This is a genomic window from Spirosoma arboris (assembly GCF_009754945.1).
GTDB lineage: Bacteria > Bacteroidota > Bacteroidia > Cytophagales > Spirosomataceae > Spirosoma > Spirosoma arboris.
The window spans coordinates 357704-375576 of the sequence record NZ_WPIN01000002.1 but is presented as its reverse complement, the minus strand read 5'-3'; the positions used below and the strand labels follow the sequence as shown (position 1 = coordinate 375576).

13 protein-coding genes are annotated in these 17873 nt (G+C 48.6%); 1 reads left to right on the top strand and 12 read right to left on the bottom strand.

Going from position 1 to position 17873, the window contains the following annotated elements; translation table 11 throughout:
- Positions 1-48 precede the first annotated feature (48 nt).
- Positions 49-1086, top strand: a complete 1038-nt coding sequence (locus GO755_RS05515; protein ID WP_157583739.1) for a helix-turn-helix domain-containing protein — start codon at positions 49-51, stop codon at positions 1084-1086.
- A 102-nt stretch (positions 1087-1188) separates the two neighbouring features.
- On the opposite strand, the gene GO755_RS05510 is transcribed toward GO755_RS05515, so the two are convergent.
- The 12 genes from GO755_RS05510 to GO755_RS05455 all read right to left on the bottom strand — a co-directional run bounded on the left by GO755_RS05510 (position 1189) and on the right by GO755_RS05455 (position 17852).
- A complete protein-coding gene (locus GO755_RS05510; RefSeq protein ID WP_157583738.1) occupies positions 1189-3342 on the bottom strand; it encodes a 3-hydroxyacyl-CoA dehydrogenase NAD-binding domain-containing protein in 2154 nt (717 codons plus the stop codon).
- An 80-nt stretch (positions 3343-3422) separates the two neighbouring features.
- The gene (locus GO755_RS05505) at positions 3423-4631 is read right to left on the bottom strand and encodes an acetyl-CoA C-acetyltransferase (protein ID WP_157583737.1); all 1209 of its coding nucleotides are present in this window, start codon (positions 4629-4631) and stop codon (positions 3423-3425) included.
- Positions 4632-4868: 237 nt separating this feature from the next.
- A complete protein-coding gene (locus tag GO755_RS05500) occupies positions 4869-5885 on the bottom strand; it encodes a Hint domain-containing protein (RefSeq protein ID WP_157583736.1) in 1017 nt (338 codons plus the stop codon).
- A 9-nt stretch (positions 5886-5894) separates the two neighbouring features.
- The gene (locus GO755_RS05495; RefSeq protein ID WP_157583735.1) at positions 5895-7469 is read right to left on the bottom strand and encodes a flavin monoamine oxidase family protein; all 1575 of its coding nucleotides are present in this window, start codon (positions 7467-7469) and stop codon (positions 5895-5897) included.
- A 118-nt stretch (positions 7470-7587) separates the two neighbouring features.
- Entirely contained in the window at positions 7588-8760 is a 1173-nt protein-coding gene (locus GO755_RS05490; RefSeq protein WP_157583734.1) for a pyridoxal phosphate-dependent aminotransferase, read from the bottom strand.
- A gap of 461 nt (positions 8761-9221) precedes the next feature.
- A complete protein-coding gene (locus GO755_RS05485) occupies positions 9222-9689 on the bottom strand; it encodes a hypothetical protein (protein WP_157583733.1) in 468 nt (155 codons plus the stop codon).
- A 168-nt stretch (positions 9690-9857) separates the two neighbouring features.
- Positions 9858-11849 (bottom strand): S9 family peptidase, encoded by a 1992-nt coding sequence (locus GO755_RS05480; protein ID WP_157583732.1) that lies wholly within the window; start codon positions 11847-11849, stop codon positions 9858-9860.
- A 94-nt stretch (positions 11850-11943) separates the two neighbouring features.
- Entirely contained in the window at positions 11944-13218 is a 1275-nt protein-coding gene (locus GO755_RS05475) for an aminotransferase class V-fold PLP-dependent enzyme (protein ID WP_157583731.1), read from the bottom strand.
- 112 nt (positions 13219-13330) lie between these two features.
- A complete protein-coding gene (locus tag GO755_RS05470; protein WP_157583730.1) occupies positions 13331-14716 on the bottom strand; it encodes a M28 family metallopeptidase in 1386 nt (461 codons plus the stop codon).
- A gap of 83 nt (positions 14717-14799) precedes the next feature.
- A complete protein-coding gene (locus GO755_RS05465; RefSeq protein WP_157583729.1) occupies positions 14800-15336 on the bottom strand; it encodes a hypothetical protein in 537 nt (178 codons plus the stop codon).
- A 117-nt stretch (positions 15337-15453) separates the two neighbouring features.
- Positions 15454-17466: a plastocyanin/azurin family copper-binding protein gene (locus GO755_RS05460; RefSeq protein WP_157583728.1), complete on the bottom strand. Its 2013-nt coding sequence runs from the start codon at positions 17464-17466 to the stop codon at positions 15454-15456.
- Positions 17467-17513: 47 nt separating this feature from the next.
- Positions 17514-17852, bottom strand: a complete 339-nt coding sequence (locus GO755_RS05455; protein WP_157583727.1) for a tRNA-binding protein — start codon at positions 17850-17852, stop codon at positions 17514-17516.
- Positions 17853-17873: the final 21 nt, after the last annotated feature.

Genomic DNA, 17873 nt, shown 5'->3' with positions numbered 1-17873 from the left:
TTCACGCCAGGAGAAAAACGACGATCTCTATTTCTGTAGCTTTGCCTTATGCAAGACTATCAGAAACGCTTGGCATTGAATTTACTGGCCTATGCTGTCCAGAAAAATACTGATCTGGCGCAATTATGTAGCCTTTCGGGAGTCGAGTTGGCGGAACTGAAGAGCGAGTCGAGCCCTGGCCTGACAACGCAACAAATCAACGCACTATGGCTGAACGCGACCGAATTAAGCCATGATTCTTTATTCGGCCTTCATTTTGGTGAGTCATTGCAAGTGGCTGCACTGGGTGTTGTGGGGGAGCTGATTCGGCATAGTCGCACCATTGGCGAGGCACTGACCCATGCTGCGGCTTTTTCCCATTTGATTACAGATGTGTTAACGATGGAGGTGAACCGTAGCGGACAAACCTTCACCATTCAATTCATTCCTGCTACCGCGAGCCGGAACGGGTCACCGCTGATATTTCGTCAGATGATGGACTTTTTTATGGCATTTACCTTGCACGAGGCTGACGGTCTTATTCTGCAAAAAATACAACCTACAACCGTGAGAATTCCGATAGAACCCATAAACCTGCCTGAATATGAGCGCGTATTGCGCTGTTCTTCTATTCAGAATGCCACGGATTATGTGATGGAATTCGACGGTCGATACTGGGACGAGCCTATTCTGGCCGCTGATTATGACTTACAGGCAGTGTTGTTGCGGAAAGTAAGCGTGTTGGATGAAGCTTACAGCAATGCGAAATCGTTACGTGAGCGGATTAACAATTTCCTCCTGGCCAATGCGTATCTGGGCGTTCCTACTCTCGATGCCATTGCGTCTAATCTGAATGTGAGCAGTCGCAGTTTGCAACGAAAGTTGCAGGAAGAAGGTGTGACGTATCAGCAACTAACCGATTCAATTCGGAAATCCTTAGCGTTACATTACCTGCAGGCAGGCCAATATCCCATAAAAGAAGTGTCGTGTATCTTAGGATACAATGAGTTAAGTGCCTTCAATAGGGCTTTCCGTCGGTGGACAGGAACCACACCCGTGAGTTATCAGAAAGAGCATCTATCAGGCTTCGTGGTGTCGGATTCTTAAATCCGACAAATAAGGTTTCTCAAAACCTACTTAAATAGAAATAAAGGTTTTGAGAAACCTCACCTGTCAGTTTTAAGAAACTGACATCACACCAAGAATACCCTAAGCCAACTCCTTTTTATTAGCCTGTTCCCGCAGTTTCTCCGTTGGGCGGAAGCGTTCGCCGTAGGTATCAGCGAGTCGGTCACAGGTGTTGATGAAGGTTTCGAGGCCAACGAAATCCACGAACGATAAAGCTCCACCCGTGTAGGCAGGAAATCCCCAGGCCAGAATAGAGCCGAGGTCCGCGTCTAGTTTTGTACGTACAACGTTCTCCTCAAAACATCGAACGGCTTCAATGGCCTGCCGGTAGAGCAAGCGCGTTTTTACTTCATCGAGTGAGGGTTGTTGAGTCGCCTGGGGAAAGAGATCCTGTAAACCTGGCCAGAGTTTCTTACTTCGGTCCTCAGCGTAGTCGTAGAAACCCGCTTTCGATTTCTTACCCAATCGTCCGAGATCCACGAATTGTTTGGCGACTTGATAGCTAGTGTCGTCTTCGCGAATGGCTCCATCTTTAATGCCCTGTCCCGCAATTTTATAGACTAAATCCAACGCTACCTCGTCGGTTACGGCCAATGGACCAACTGGCATTCCGGCGTCTTTTCCGCCATTTTCAATCAGAATAGGATTCACGCCGTCTTTCAGTAATTCCATCCCTTCGGCTGAGTACGTGCCAAAACAGCGCGAGGTGTAGAATCCGCGCGAGTCGTTGACTACAATAGGCGTTTTGCGAATCTTGCGGGTAAAATCAATGGCCACAGCCAGCGCATAATCCGACGTTTGTTTGCCCATAATGATCTCTACCAGCATCATCTTATCGACGGGAGAGAAGAAGTGAATACCGATAAAGTTTTCGGGTTTGGCCGATGCCTGCGCCAGCCCGCTGATGGGTAGGGTAGAAGTGTTAGAACCGAAAACACTTAATCCATCGGTGGCCAGCATGGGCTCGGCTTCTTTCGTTACCTGCGCTTTTAGCTCGCGATTTTCAAAAACGGCTTCGATAATCAGGTCGCAATCCTGCAAATCCTTAGCGGTAGCTGTTGGTTTGATTAGGTTAAGAATCCCGTCTACTTTACCAGGATCAAATTTGCCCCTCTCAACGCCTTTTTGAAGCAACTGCCGGGAGTAGTCTTTTCCTTTTTCGGCTGCTTCGACCGATACATCTTTCAGAACAACCTCAATACCCGCCTGTGCTGACACATAGGCAATGCCCGCACCCATTAAGCCCGCACCCAGAATACCGAGTTTCTTCACGTCGGTTTTAGGTTGATCTTTTGGCCGGCTGGCACCTTTGTTGGCTTCATTCATTCCCAGAAACATAGTCTGGATCAGATTTTTGGCCACTTTTGAGGTCGCTACTTTCACAAAGTGTCTGGCTTCGATAACGAGACCCCGATCAATATTGACCTGCAAGCCTTCGTAGACACACGCCATAATTTCGAGCGGAGCGGGGTAGTTACCTTTGGTTTTATCCATCAGCATCGCCGTTCCAGCCCCGAACGTTTGCGCTCCGACAACACTCTGAATGTTGCCACCCGGAACCTTGAAATTATCCTTACCAACAATTTTTCCGGTTTTCCGATCTACCTCATCCCACGGCTTGAGTGGCTTCGGATTAGCGGCTATCCAGGCACGGGCTTTGTCCATCATCTCGGCGGGGCTATCGGCAATATCGTCGATCATCCCCAGACTCTTCGCTTCCTGAACGCTCACTTTCTTGCCTTCCAGAATCAGCGGTAAGGCGGTCTGAATGCCAATCATGCGGGGTAATCGCTGAGTACCGCCTGCGCCTGGCAACAGACCGATAGTGACTTCAACCAGACCAATGACGGTCTTTGGATTATTGAGGGCTACCCGATGATGGCAGGCCAGGCAGATTTCGTAACCGCCGCCGAGAGCCGTTCCGTTAATAGCTGCAACGGTTGGCTTCCCCGATGTTTCAATGCTGCGAAATATACGGTTCAACTCCGACGAAACTTTTAGCATCTCGGCGGGATCTTTGTCGTTGTTACGCAGAATCATTTTCAGATCGGCACCGGCCACAAACTCAGGTTTGGCCGAGGTAATAATCAGCCCTTTCACCGAATCATCTGCAAAAGCCTGTTGTAAAGCCGCTTCAAATTGAGGAATGGATTCGTCGTTAAGGACGTTCATGGGCGCCGACGTCATCTCCCACGAGATGATGGCTATGTCTTGGTCGAGAGTGTAAGTGATCATTAGATGTATGATATAGGATGTATGATATAAGATATAGCTTGAACAAGCAGCATATATCCTATATCATACATCATACATTTTTAATTAACCAATTCGAAAATAGTTGCGATGCCCATGCCGCCCCCAATGCAGAGGGTTGAGAGGCCAAATTGCTTGCCGGTACGTTCGAGTTCATCAATGAGTGTGGCCGAAATAATGGCTCCTGTTGCACCCAATGGATGGCCGAGGGCAATGGCGCCCCCGTTGACATTCAGTTTCCCGTGATCTACACCAAATTCATCCATAAACAACATGGGGATGGCTGCAAAAGCCTCATTGACTTCGAACAAATCAATATCGCTAATGCTCATGCCTGCCCGTTTGAGTACTTTGCGTGTGGCCGGAATAGGACCTGTCAACATGATTGTCGGTTCGGATCCGACAATGGCGAAGGCTTTAATCCGGGCGCGCGGTTTCAGCCCGGTTTTTTCGCCAAATTCCTTATTACCCACCAATACACCAGCTGCACCATCAACAATTTGCGACGAGTTACCAGCATGGTGAACGTGATTGATTTTGTCGAACTGGGCATATTTAAGCAATGCAAGGGAATCTAATCCCATCTGGCCCAGACTCTCAAAAGCAGGTTTGAGTTTGCTTAGGCTCTCGGTCGTTGTGCCGGGTCGAACGCCTTCATCGCGGTTGAGCAGCGTTACACCAATTTCATCTTTGAGTGGTACAAGCGTTCTGGCAAACCGATTGGCAGCCTGGGCTTCCACCGCCCTACGGTATGATTCGGCCGCAAAACTGTCTACATCCGAACGAGAGTACCCGTATTTAGTCGCGATTAAATCAGCCGAAATACCCTGTGGTACAATGTTATGACGGGCTACAATCTGCGGATTCATAAACAGCGCACCGCCATCAGACCCCATCGGCACCCGCGACATCGACTCTACTCCTCCTGCTACAATAGCATCAACCTGCCCAGACATCACATAAGCCCCAGCCATGTTGATGGCTTCCAGACCAGAGGAGCAAAAGCGATTCAATTGCACACCCGCTACCGATTCGTCATATCCTGCTTCGAGAGCCGCCGTACGAGCAATGTCAGCCCCTTGTTCGCCAATCGGGGTTACGCACCCCATAATCACATCATCGACAAGCGATGTGTCGAGCTGATTACGGTCGCGGAGTTCGCGTAAAACGCTGGTGAGGAGTTGAACGGGCTGCACATCATGCAGCGAACCGTCGCTTTTACCTCGTCCACGAGGTGTTCTGACGGCATCATAAATGAAGGCTTCGGCCATGATTTTGTTAGTGCGAAATTAGTATGCGTGCATACGGTTTTCAATCAAACAAAAGTACGCGCAAAACCTGAATGGGACAATATTTAGGCTGTATGATGTATGATATAGGATGTATGGCTAGTCTCGTAGAGGAGCTGAACTTTAGCTTAACACCAAATGCACAACTGACACGATATACAAAAGCCTGCTTTTATTCCGTCAGGATAAAAGCAGGCTTTTGTATATCGGGAAGTACGATTACTTATCCAGAACGACTGTTTCGCCAATTAAGTAAGCGCCAGACTCGGTAATTAAATTATAAACGCTTTTTACAGAACGAACGCTTTTCTCCGTTTGTACAACTTTATAGGCAATCACACTCTTAGTCGCTGCATCATAACGATACATAACGTCACCCGCTTTCACCTCGCCAAATGCCTTACGACCAGTAGCCGTCAGTACGGGGTGATTAGCCGTTGCTTCCACTAAAGTTGGAGCAGTCAAGGCGTTGCGATTGTCGGCCGTGAGTTCGTTAACCGAAGAAAGCCATACGCCAGCCAGCGCGAAATCGCCTGACGGCTCGGTGCTCTGGTGTGCATCCACACGTGTAACGTGGGTTGGCGTTAGGGTTTTCGTTTTCGCATCGTAACCCAGAATAATATCACCTACAGCTAAGTCGCTAATGTTTTTCGACGAGCCATCGGCCATCGTTACCGGCGCATCGGGTGCAAAGCAGAAGTTGTATTCTTCTTTTTTCTTGCCACTGCCTTCTTCAGTTTTTGCGCCACCACCCGACATCAGGCTGGCCATTTCGCGCGACAATACAAACGTTAGCGTCGACATTAAGCCAGGTTCTTTTTCACCAACGTATTTGAGATCATCAATGTATGCGTCCCAGGCTTTACGGTCGGCCGATGCACCCGGAATAACGAAGGGTTTTACCTCATTGGTTTTGGTGTTCTGGTAAATCGCCAGTAAGCCAAGTTCTTTGGTGTCTTCGGCGGTGAACACTTTGTAGAGGTAAATTTTTCGTGTAATGCCATCGCTATAAGTGAACACATAAGCAGGACGTTCCTCGTAGCGATCCAGAATAAAACCGCCCGATTTAAAATAAGTGTCTTTGTCGAGGTTGGCGACTTTAATCGCTTTGATGGCTTTTAGTTGCTCCAGGGTCATAGAGGCCGAAGCTGTCTGAGCCCAAACGCGCTGACTGAGTAACTGGGTAGTTACGGCGCAAACAAGGAAAATAAGGAGAGAAAGTAGGTTGTTTTTCATAGTTCCAGTTTACTTTTTCGTGTACTCACCCACTCGGGCATGAAGTGCTTCGACTGTTCGGCGAGCGGAGGTGAACGCTCCGGCCATCCAGGCGGTCAGGTATGTTGTGTGTTCTCCGGCAAAATAAATATTACCATCGGGCTCCAGCAGAGACGGGTAATATTTCTTGCGGGTTGTATCGTCATACACAGCCCAGCCACCCCCGCTATAGGGTATGCGGTGCCAGGCGAGCGAAAACGAATTGTCAAATTCGGCAGGATACTGCGGGTGAATTTTGCTCCCTTGCGCCAACGCCATTTTTTCGCGTTCAGCAACAGACATAGCGCCTACTGCTTCGGCCCGACTGTAAAAATTGTAGTAGCCAATCAGAACGCCTTTCTTGCCCTGCAGGCCAAACGACGGGTACCATATCTGGTTAATATCCATATTGGTACGCGAAATACCGCCATAGATACCATCATCTTCTTCCCAGAAACGTCGTTTAAATTGCAACCCAATTTTGCCAGTCTTCATATATGGAACAAAATCGGCTGCTCGCTTTACGGTTCCCGATAGATCAGATTCGAGGTTTTTAAGCATGGGTAACGGCAAGGTACACACGCAGAATTCGCCCGTAATCTCAACCGGTTTGCCATCTTTTTGGTAAACAACCCGAACGCCATTTTCGGTTTTACGAAGCTCACTGACAGGGGCATTGAAGACAATCTTGCCCATCAGTTTTTTCTCCAGTGCTTTCGGAATGGCATCCATACCGCCAACGGGTTGCAATAACGTAGACTGCTGTTCATAAGCATAATCGCCTACATTATAGAAAACCGGTTGCATAAAGCCAGACCGTAGCAAATCAGTGAGACCGTAGGGGTCTGTAAGTGCGCCAGGAGTGTGACCAGCACCGGGATCACTTTTACTTTTGTACCCCCTGCGGTTAGTGCCTTTGTAGAGATGTGCCGTATTTAAATCCCCTTCATTTTTCAGAAAGTCAATTAACTTCTCAACATCTTCTTTAGTTAATTGCTGATCCAGAGACGATTGGTCCAGCGCTTTGGCGAGTAATTCGGAGGTATAACCGCGCATATCGTGATGATAATCGCTGATGCGCATACGTCGATTGGCAAAATCACCGGTTCCCCCATCATTGTAAAGATAAGCCGACTCATTTGCCCCGTTGAAGATTTGCAACGGTACACCCAGTTCACGACAATAGTGTAGGGTTATCTGGTGATGGTGCGGAATTCGAGCCGCTCCTCCGTTAAAATATTGGCCATCTTCGAAGGAACAGGTTTGCGCGGTTCCGCCAGCTAACTCCGTCTCTTTAGTACCACCCCGAACAGTCCAGACGCGTCCACCCGAGCGGGCACGGGCCTCCAGTACAGTGCAATCGTAGCCTAATTTGCCGAGTTCATAAGCGGTTGTCATACCAGCCAGGCCCGCCCCTAAAATAATCACCTTTCGGCCTTTACCGTCACTTTTCAGTCCGTTGGCGGGTAAATCAATTGCCGATACTGGTGCGGGTTGTAGCATTCCCCACGCCAGCATACTGGCATAACTGGCACTTGTTGAATTGATGAAGTCGCGTCGCGTCATAAATTAGTCAGTGAGTTAGTAAGTTGATAAGTAGTAAGTTAAGTAAGTGGCTGACGCGGGAATCAAACTTGCAACAGCCACTTACTACTTATTAACTTATCAGCTTGCTAACTATATGTTACCCTACTACCTTCTTAAAGCCATCTATGAAAATGGCCATTTCATCCATTGTTCCAACGCTAACACGGCAGTACGGTTGTCCGTTAAAGTCGCGGGTTTGGATGCCAATGCCTTGTCCGAACATTTGCCCTTCAAACGTTTTGGTTTTCATACGGATCGGGAACAGAATGAAATTTGTAGCCGACGGAATCACTTCATAACCCAGATCGGCCAGTGCTTTGGTCGTGTAGGCGCGGGCTTTGGCGTTTTCGGCCCGACAGTGGTTCTGCCAGTCAATATCTTTGTAGCTGGCAATACCAGCCATAAGTGTCGTGATACTTACTGCAAAATCGCCATTGGTATAAGCATGCAGAATTTTCAGCGTATCGGGCTGTGCGATGGCATAACCCAGACGTAATCCGGCAAATCCATGAATTTTTGAGAATGTCCGGGCCAGGATCACATTTAAGCCTTCGGCAACCAGTTTCCCAAGTTTAGGACGGTCGGCAGGCTCATAGAAGTCGATATAGGCTTCATCGATGAACACCGGCACTTTAGGCGCTACCTCCCGAATGAATGCTTCCAGCTCAGGTGTTGGGATGGTAGTTCCAGTTGGGTTATTCGGGTTGACGATATAGACCAATTTCACATCAGGCGTAATGTTCGCCTTAATCGCATTGAGGTCAAATTTATATTCTTTCGTCATCGGTAACGCCTTGATCTTTGCGCCGAATTTCTCGGCTCGCTGAAGCAGATCGTCGTAGGTCATGGTGCTGGTCAGGATGGTACCACCACTTTTGGCGAAATGATCAGCTGCAGCCATCAAAATATCCGACGAACCAGGGGCCATCATGATGTTGGCAGGTTTTACGCCGTCGTCTGTTGCTATTAGCGTTTTCAATTGTCCGAACTCCATCCAGGCGTATCGGTTGCCAATTTCAGTAGCCTTCACAATGGCGTCTTTAGCACTGGCAGAAATACCTAGTGGATTTTCGTTGGCAAACAACCGCGCCCGAAGTTTGGGCATGTTGGCGAAAGGGTCATCGGCAAAAGCAAACTCATTGGTGAACCCTGAAACCAATGGCGCGTTGGGCCGAGCAGCCTCGGCGGGTGTAAATCGGCTCAAGCCGAGACCGGCTGTTAAAAGGCCGCTGGCACGTAGCCAATCCCGGCGAGTTAGTTGTGATGACATGGTTTTTTGTATTAATTCCGGATAAAATAAGAGTAAAGACAAATATAACTCCTTAGTAGATAGGGTTTTGTGAAAGTACGAATTAATGCCAATAAAAAAGCGTCTTCGACTAGAAAACGCCTTTAAATTATTTTGTTAATTATATATTGATCAAAATTTATATGAGTAGAATTCGGTATTCTCAAAATAAAAAATGTTAATTTCTTAATTGTGTCATTTTTGAAGAGCATTTAGTAAATGGTGCTCAATGTAGCTGGATAAATTCCAACTCTGACCCTATCGCTAGTAAATCTTTCCATAGCTGGAGATGGCGGTACATAACAAATAGGCTGTATGACTTATAGCCGGATAAACGAGTAATTTTCAGTAAATTAAAGAAAAGTAAAGTCGTTCAGTTTGACCACATAAAAAATGGTCACTGAGTATTCAGTGACCATTTTTTATGCCAGGCAAATTGAGTATTACTGCTTGGTATAAACAAGTTGAATATTATACTTAACCAATTCTACTTTGCTTGTTGTCGGATTCGTGAGCGAATCGCTGGTAGCAATCACGGCGCCAAGAAGCTGGTTTGGCGTCTTTGTTGCATCCAGTGTATACACGTCTGAATTACCCTGCGTGTCTTTCAGCGTCAGCGAGCTAGTGGTTGATTCCCAGTTGCCACTATAGTCGATTACCCGACCGCTCGTGCGAACTGTTCCGGTAAACGTTTTATCGGTTTTGGTTATGAAGCTATCCTGATAATCAAATAGAGAAGGGTCATTATCAGCATTATAACTTGTATAGGGGGCTACAAATCCACTTGTGCGAATTCGATCTAATTTCCATGATCCAACTACTGGGTCTGGTGCGGGGTCGCTGCTTTTAGAGCAGGAGTTCAGTACGACAGATGCCGTCAGGAGACTGAAAAATAATATAAACTGTTTCATAATCAGGTGAACTTTAGCCGATTGAGTATATAAATGGATATGAGCGTGTAAACTACGGAAAAAACGAATAAAACAATATCTCTAGTACGCCGAAAACTGACTTTTCGATGCAACACCAGGGTATAATAGTCATTGTCTATATAGATTAACCTGGAATAAAATTCTGTTTTACAGGGTTTTAGGTTTTAAATATTTGTCAAACCATTGCAGGTACCGATCGACCCGATCCTTCTGATAGCTGGGTACTGTAATGCCATGATATTGACCGGGATAAATGATCAGCTGGGTTGGAATACCTAATGAGCGTAGTGCCTGAAACATCTGCTCGCTACCTGCGGAGGGAACATTGAAGTCTTTTTCACCCGCCATAAACAACGTTGGTGTTTTAATTCGGTCGGCTTTTAGGAACGGATAGGACAATTTTAACCATTTGTCGGTGTTTTTCCAGGGCGCTCCTAACTCGTTTTCGTACTGATTTGTGTACTGGTCTATTCCGTACATAGTCAGTTGCAGCGAACTCCCGGCCCCGCTGGCGGCTGCCTTAAAGCGAGTGTCGGTGGCGATGGTGTAGTTGGTCAGAATGCCACCGTAACTCCAGCCACCAATACCGAGTCGATCGGGGTCAGCAATGCCTTTCTCAACAACGTAGTCGGCGGCTCCCAGAATATCCAGCACTTCTTTGTTACCCCAATCGGCATAGATCGCTTTGCTGTAGTCGAGGCCACGACCGTTACTACCCCGGTAATTGACGGCGACTACGGCATAACCGCCAGCTGCGAGTAATTGCCGGGTAAGGTCGAAGGAAAATTCATCCTGGGATACCGGACCACCGTGAATGTAGAAAATAGTCGGAAGCTTTTTGCCGACTGGTGTGTTCGCCGGGCGATAGAGTACATTTGAAACCTGTGTTCCGTCTTTGCTCTTCGATGTGAACCCTTCTACGGTAGCCAGTTCGAGTGGAGTGAGGAAATCGTCATGTACGCGCGTGAGCCGACGGGGGTTTCCGTTTTCAATGGCGTATAATTCGCCGGGCGTTTGTGGATCACTCATCATGGCTACCCAGTTGCCCTCTGGCGCCGATTCCAGATTGCTGAATACGCGGTTACCGCCCGTTAGTCCGGCAAATTTGCCTTCGGGAAAGATGTATCGACCAACGTAGGTCTGGCGATCATCCTGTACTAACACTGCAATTGTTTGCCCATCTTTTGCCCATTTAGGATTTCGAACGGGACGATCCAATGCTTTCGAGAGGAGCGTAGGTTCTCCGCCATCCCGGCTGATAACGGCCAAAATGGACTGATCGTACATGATGAAATTACTCGAAGCCGTTGACCGAAGGTACGCTATTTGTTTCCCGTCAGGGCTCCAGACAGGACTATTATCTATGCCAGCCCAGGTCGTTAACTGCTTCATTGTACCCCCTTTATGGGCATCCATCACGTAAATGTCTGTGTTTTCATTTCGGTCGGGATCATCGCTGCGATTGCTCACAAACGCCAGCTGCAATCCATCAGGCGACCAAACAGGCGACGTTTCGTCGTAGAGTCCCGTCGTTAGCGTATCGAGCTTTTTCGTCGCTATATCATAGACATACAAGTGGACAGAACCTTTTTCCAGATAACCTTTTATATCCGCCTTAAAGTGGTAGCGGTCAAGCACGTAGGGTTTTCTGACTTTAGTTTTGGCTGAATCGGCATAGTCGGGATCGCGCAGCGTCATAGCGATCTTTTTGCCATCGGGCGACCAGATATAATCTTCCAGATCGGTTTTTAGATCAGTTAGTTTTTTCGCTTCGCCACCTCGACGATCCATCAACCAGATTTGGCCTTTAGTAGCGCCTTGTCGTGCCGATACAAACGAAATATACTTCCCGTCTGGGCTAAACCGCGCTCTTGATTCTCCATCCGGACTGTTGGTGAGCTGAACGGATTCTTTACCGTCCCAACTCACCATCCACAAATCCGAGTTTCGCTTGTCTTTTGTTGTATCGACAGTCGACAGGCCGTAGGTGACCCATTTACCATCGGGCGAAACCTGTGGATCGCTGACGGTTTGCAGCCGGTACATATCCTTTGACGCCATCGGTCGTTTTTTTGCCGGTGTCTGCGCCATACTGACTAGCGTCGGGAAGATGAGGAGAAAAAGAAGTATGCGGTTCATGTTGGTGAATAATAAACGGTTATGAGGTGTGTACCTACGGGCTTTAGCCCGTGATTTATTCTAACTCATACACGGGCTGAAGCCCATGGGTACATTAACCCGCCAATTCTTTCAACGCTTTCACAAACGTATCCAGCTCGGCAGTCGTCGTGTATAGATGAGGAGTTACGCGTACACCCTGCACCCCGGCATTCGGGTTATCAATAGCGACGGTGAAGATTTTGTATGTCGAAAACAGGGATTTAGCCAGCTCGGCGGGCGGTTTGCCAGCTATGCCCACATTGGCAATGGCACAAGAACGAGCTGGGACTTCGGATGTATTCAGTACGATGTTTGGGTGGTGGCGCACCTGATCAGTCCAGTAATGTTGCAGGTACCGAAGTCGCGCTTCTTTTCGCTCAATACCAATGGATTCCTGGAATTTGATGGCATCCTGAATCGCCAGATCGGTGGCCACAGGGTGTGTGCCGGTATGGTTCAGCTTTCGAATATCGTCGTCAGGAACGCTGCTATCGGCGAACATCGGCCATAGGGGGGCTATCTTATCCTTGCGTACGTAAAGAATGCCCGCGCCTAACGGAGTGCCCAGCCATTTGTGTAAACTACTGGCATAATAATCGCACCCGCCGAGGTCGTCCATTTTAAAGTTCAACTGCCCGAATGCATGCGCGCCATCCACCATCACCTCCACATTATGCTTATGGGCCATTTCTGTAATCTGGCGAATCGGCAGAATCTGGCCAGTGATATTTACCATATGGCACACCATCAGCAAGCGGGTTCTGGGCGTGATGGCTTTTTCGTACAGGTTCACAATTTCCTCGTCGGACTTAGGATGATTGGGGAGTGAAACCGTCCGATTGACAATGCCATGCCGTCGAGCCTGAAGTTTGAACATATCGAGCATAGCGCCGTAATCCTGCAAAGCCATGATGGCTTCGTCGCCTGCTTTCCAGTTCAGACCTCCGATAACCGTGTCCAACGATTCGGTAGTGTTTCGGGTGATGATCAGCTCATCGGGCGAGCAACCTAACAACTTTGCCAATTGGGATTGGGACTCCCGCTTATCACTAAACTGACGCGTCCGCATGTAATAGGACGACACGGAGTTTACATCCTGAATATGCTTCAGATAGCCATCCATCACTGGTTGCGCAGCCAGGGAATAGTAGCCGTTTTCGAGCTGAATGAAGTCGTTCGTTACGGGGTAAGCAGTTCGAATTTTAATCCAGAATTCTTCCTGATTGGCCAGTGTAGTGGCCGACATATGCGTCACATTGGCCAACGTCTCTTCCAGACCCGCCCAGGTCGACAGGGCTGTTGTTCCGATGAGGGATTTTAGAAATTGCCGTTTGGAGAGGGAGGTCATGGGAACTGAATAATTTAGAGGAGATTGTTCTTCGCTTACTATGATATTTTATTAATTACAGAAACACAGAGAAAAAGAATTTTAACCTCTGTGCCTCTGTGTTTAATAAATTTTACCGCAAATTCGGGACAGGCAGCACTGGTAAGCTCTCATTTCCATCTTCGCTAACGGCCTGTACGGCGAAATAATAATTGTCTTTTGAGAAAGGCAGTGTCATACCGAGTTTGTTCGTAAAGAATTTCTTCTGCCAGAATGGCCAGTAGGTTTCGCGCATCAACACGTAATAACCTTTTACCTTGCCTGCCTGAGGAGCCTGCCAATACAGAACCGTTGCGTTGGTCAGGTTCCGAACATCGACGGTTACTTTCTGAGGTACCATTGGAGCTTTAGCCAAATTGGCAAGTGTCGCCAGATTGACCGCCGTGTTTTTTCGCAGGTACTCAAAATCCATGAACTTAGGATAATCGCCAAACTCTGTACCGTTCTCGGTGCGCAAATCCTGGTGCTGGTGTTCGTAGTTTTCGTTCATTTCCGTCATCCGCACAGCGGCAAATCCGCGTTGCACATATGGCGTATGATCGCCCCCACGCAGATAGCGGTCGTTGCGGTACACCATCACCACTTCCAGATTTTCGACGTAGCGTTCACCAATTTCTTTCAGGTAACGGGCTAGTGTGCGGGCCTTTCCATCGTTTTCATTCCCAAACCGCTGAATCTGACCGATACGTCCGGTCGTGTCTTTTAATAAGCTAGCAGGTAACCCCTCACTGAAAACGCGCAGTCGGGTATTATCGATAATGCGCGTATCGCTGCTGTTATTGCTGCCCATAATGTCGTTGTTCAGCACGGCTTCCAGATTCCATTTCTCCTTAACGGCCCGTTCTGACAAATGCTCGGCTCCCAATAAACCCTGTTCTTCGCCTGTCAGCGTGACAAAGATGACTGTAGCCGGAAATGAAGACTTACTCATTACTCGGCAAAGCTCGATTACGGCGGCTGTACCAGACCCATCGTCATTAGCGCCCGGTGCGTCCGATTCGCGGTTCATTACGTTGGTAACCCGGCTGTCCATATGGCCCTGCACGATGAAAACCCGGTCGTCGTTGGGATCAGTACCTTTGAGCGTTGCCATCACGTTTCCCATGTTAGCGGGCTTATCCACACGCTTGCCGTCGGGCTGGAGCGTCCAGGTATCGAGCGTTGCGGTCATGCGTCCACCCGATTGTTTGGCGTATTGATTGAACTTTCCAAGAATCCACTGACGAGCAGCTCCAAGCCCTTTTTTACCAACCTGCGCATTTGCATCGGCGGGTACGCTCAATGTGTGACGGGTCCCAAAACTTACAAGTCCATTGATATGCGCACGCAGACTATCGGCCGAAACCTGGCTGACCAGATCGGCGATTTGAGGGTCTCGGTTTAGGATTGTTTGGGCGTTGAGTAGGGGAGAAAGAAGAAAGAATGAAATAAAAAAAGGAAGTAACGTTCTGGTTTGCATGTGTTTGCTGATTATCTCAGCGAAGCTAACAAAAAAGCGCAAACCATTGGCCTGCGCTCTCATAGAAATGATAGAGACGGTTTTCAGAATGACCAGACTAATCCAGCGCCCATAGAAACCTGACCTGTGATGGGTATACGCGCTGCCGATATACTCACGCGCGGCTGTCGAAGCATTTCGTTGTAACGCGTAACGGCTTTGTTAACCTGACCATTACCGATAATTGAGAGTGTCAGGGAAGCGGCTATAGAGCCACCATAGACCGACCAATATGTGCCATTGGTTCGGTTGCTGGTCAATAAAATATAAGCTAGTGGGGCAATTGCCGTTAAACGGCTTAAGGTCGTCAGGGTGCGAAATGCCTGGAAATGGTGGGATACATCTGGGTCATTCAGTTCATAGAATGGAATCTCCAGCGAATAGGGCGAAGAGAGTTTTTTACCTCCGTAGAAATACAAACTCCCCAGCGACGATGATCCAAAGGCACGTTCGATAGGCAGCAAATGCGCTGGAACGGGTACAGATCGGTAATGGGAGGTGTCGTCATCACGTCGGCGTTGCTGGGCGTGGATTGTTAACGATATCAAGAAGAATATGGTGAGCAGTGAAACAGTTCGCATAGGGATAGAACGGAAAAATGCACACTTGGGCTACAGCGTGACGTAAAAATAATGACGCTCCCATAGAAAGCGTCATTAGTTAATGATAAGCGGAAAGAGCGCGCGCTAAGTGCAGCCCTATTTAACGACTTTTAACGTTCCCTGCATCAGCGACGAGTGACCGGGGAAGGAACAGACGAACTGGTAATCGCCGGGTTCGGTAGGAGCCAGGAAATAGATTGTTTCGGACGTTTCGGGTTGAAGGATATTAGTATGAAACAATACGTTTGGCGAGTTTGGGACATAGTTCATTTTTGGGCCGTTCAGGTTCAGTTTTAGGGCGGCATCACCAACGGCATTGGCGGCACCGGGTTTCGTGATAACGCAGTTGTGCAGCATGTCATCGTTGTTGTTGAACACGAGTTTGATCTTGCTGCCCGCTTTCACTTCCAGCTTGTCGACATCGAATTTCAATCCTGGCTTGGTGCCAATTGTAAGGGATTGATCGGGGCCGTTGGTCCAGTCGGCAGGCATGGCGATAGTACGTTTGGCGTTCACCGCTTTTACATTTTTATTCGCTGTTACCGCAGCTTTTTTCTCAGTTGCCACCATGTCGGCATGTTCATGCTTTGCAATGGCAACAGCCCGTGCTGGCAGCGTCAATTTCTCGCCCGGTGCAATGGCATTGAGGGTATAGTAGCCCGTTGCATGTAGCAATGGTGTACTCCCCGAAGCCGACCGAACACCTTCTGCTTTGACTTCGTGAATGTATCCCTCGCGAAGAACGGTATCAGCAACAATGCGGGCACTCAGGCCATCGGGCGCAACGACAACCCCTCGAATCGGCACCGGCCTGGCATCTTCGATTGGGCTTCCGTAGGTTCTGTGATAGCGATAGGTGAAACTGTTCAGGCTGTAGCTTTCAGGGTTTTCGGCGGTCTTGCGGTCAACGGGTAGGGTAAATGTTACTTCGAAACCATCGGGTTTGGAGGTAATGGTTTTCATTTCGAAAGGCGTTTTGCCCGTCCAGACCAACCGTTGAATACCATAGGGCTCTTTTCCTGTGGCTGCCCAACCCCGGCTCGTCATGCCCACGAACATGGAACCATCCTGTCCCCAAACGGTACGGATAATACCCGATTCGAAGCCTTCGCGGAAGGGGAAACAAGCACCCTGCCACTCACCGTTTACTTTTTCGAGCGCTACCCGCATGATTTTGCTATGTCCCTGATCGCCAACAAATAACTGATCTGTGAAAGGACCAAAGGCGCCATTGGTCGTGTCCTGTTTGAAGTCCGAAGTTGAAATGCCCATGAGTGTGTGAGGGAACCACACAGCCGGAACTTTCAATTCTTTGATCGTTTTGGCCACCTCAAACATAGGCTTGCCTGTGCTGGGTACGTCTTCGGGCTTCAACGCTAAGGGAGAACCCGGTTCACCTGACCAGCGAAGACCGGCTGGGTTACCAGCAAACGCGCCTTTAGTAAGGTGCGTCATCCGGCCTGATCCTACCCAGTCACCCTGGTTTTCGGTATATAGAATGCTGCCATCGCGCAGAATACCGAAACCTGCTGGTGAGCGAAGGCCCGTTGCCCAGGGCGTCATTTCACCTTTCTCGGTCAGTTTGAGCATCCAGCCGCGCCATTTGGCCAGACTGGCTCCGTAGCCAATCCAGTCGAGGTTGAGCGTGATAACCATGTCACCGTCAGGCAACAGCAGCGGGCCATAGCTATATTCATGATAATTTCCCGATAGCGGCCATTTATAGAATGAGCTATACTCGTCGGCTACATCATCGCCATCTTTATCGACCAGCTTCGTGACTTCGCCCCGTTGTGTACACAGGAAATAACCTTTTGGATGCCACATCAGACCTAACGGTTCGTGCAAGCCCGACGCAAATTTTTTGAACGTTGCCACCCGGCTACCCTGCATATAAGGGTTACTGATGATCCAGACTTCGCCCCGGCGTGTACAAACCGCCAGACGACCATCGGGTAATGGAGCAAGGCCACCCACTTCGAGTTTGATGTCTTCGGGAATTGGCAGCGTAACGATCCGGTAATAATCTTCCTCACTCGCCGGACGCTGGGCGAAGGTGAATGAGTTAATAAGTGAAAGAGTGAAAATATAAAAGAATAGCTTCTTCATGTTTTTATTGCTTGTCCGATGTTTTCGCCGGAATGACAGGTCAAAAATTAGGCAATTCGTAATCCGTTTTGGATTGGTCGTTCGGTTTGAAGCAGGGTTACAGTACCATCATCAGCAACAGCACCCAGAACCAGGCATTCGCTCATAAATGTGGCGATTTGTTTGGGTGGAAAATTGACCACCGCCACCACCTGCTTGCCGACCAATTCATCTGATTGATATAGTTTGGTGAGCTGGGCCGATGTCCGTTTAGTACCCAATTCGCCAAAATCGATTGTCAATTTGTAGGCTGGTTTGCGAGCCTGTGGAAAGGCTTCGGCCGCAATGATCGTACCCGTGCGGATTTCCACTTTCTCGAAGTCTGTCCAGGTGATTTGGTCATTCATAGTCAGAGGAGGGTTAGGAAG

Excerpts from the sequence above, each read along its gene's own strand:
- GO755_RS05475 (WP_157583731.1), bottom strand. The coding sequence starts at position 13,218 with ATGACCTCCCTCTCCAAACGGCAATTTCTAAAATCCCTCATCGGAACA.
- GO755_RS05515 (WP_157583739.1), top strand. The coding sequence starts at position 49 with ATGCAAGACTATCAGAAACGCTTGGCATTGAATTTACTGGCCTATGCT.
- GO755_RS05465 (WP_157583729.1), bottom strand. The coding sequence starts at position 15,336 with ATGCGAACTGTTTCACTGCTCACCATATTCTTCTTGATATCGTTAACA.
- GO755_RS05460 (WP_157583728.1), bottom strand. The coding sequence starts at position 17,466 with ATGAAGAAGCTATTCTTTTATATTTTCACTCTTTCACTTATTAACTCA.
- GO755_RS05455 (WP_157583727.1), bottom strand. The coding sequence starts at position 17,852 with ATGAATGACCAAATCACCTGGACAGACTTCGAGAAAGTGGAAATCCGC.
- GO755_RS05495 (WP_157583735.1), bottom strand. The coding sequence starts at position 7,469 with ATGACGCGACGCGACTTCATCAATTCAACAAGTGCCAGTTATGCCAGT.
- GO755_RS05500 (WP_157583736.1), bottom strand. The coding sequence starts at position 5,885 with ATGAAAAACAACCTACTTTCTCTCCTTATTTTCCTTGTTTGCGCCGTA.
- GO755_RS05505 (WP_157583737.1), bottom strand. The coding sequence starts at position 4,631 with ATGGCCGAAGCCTTCATTTATGATGCCGTCAGAACACCTCGTGGACGA.
- GO755_RS05490 (WP_157583734.1), bottom strand. The coding sequence starts at position 8,760 with ATGTCATCACAACTAACTCGCCGGGATTGGCTACGTGCCAGCGGCCTT.
- GO755_RS05485 (WP_157583733.1), bottom strand. The coding sequence starts at position 9,689 with ATGAAACAGTTTATATTATTTTTCAGTCTCCTGACGGCATCTGTCGTA.
- GO755_RS05510 (WP_157583738.1), bottom strand. The coding sequence starts at position 3,342 with ATGATCACTTACACTCTCGACCAAGACATAGCCATCATCTCGTGGGAG.
- GO755_RS05470 (WP_157583730.1), bottom strand. The coding sequence starts at position 14,716 with ATGCAAACCAGAACGTTACTTCCTTTTTTTATTTCATTCTTTCTTCTT.
- GO755_RS05480 (WP_157583732.1), bottom strand. The coding sequence starts at position 11,849 with ATGAACCGCATACTTCTTTTTCTCCTCATCTTCCCGACGCTAGTCAGT.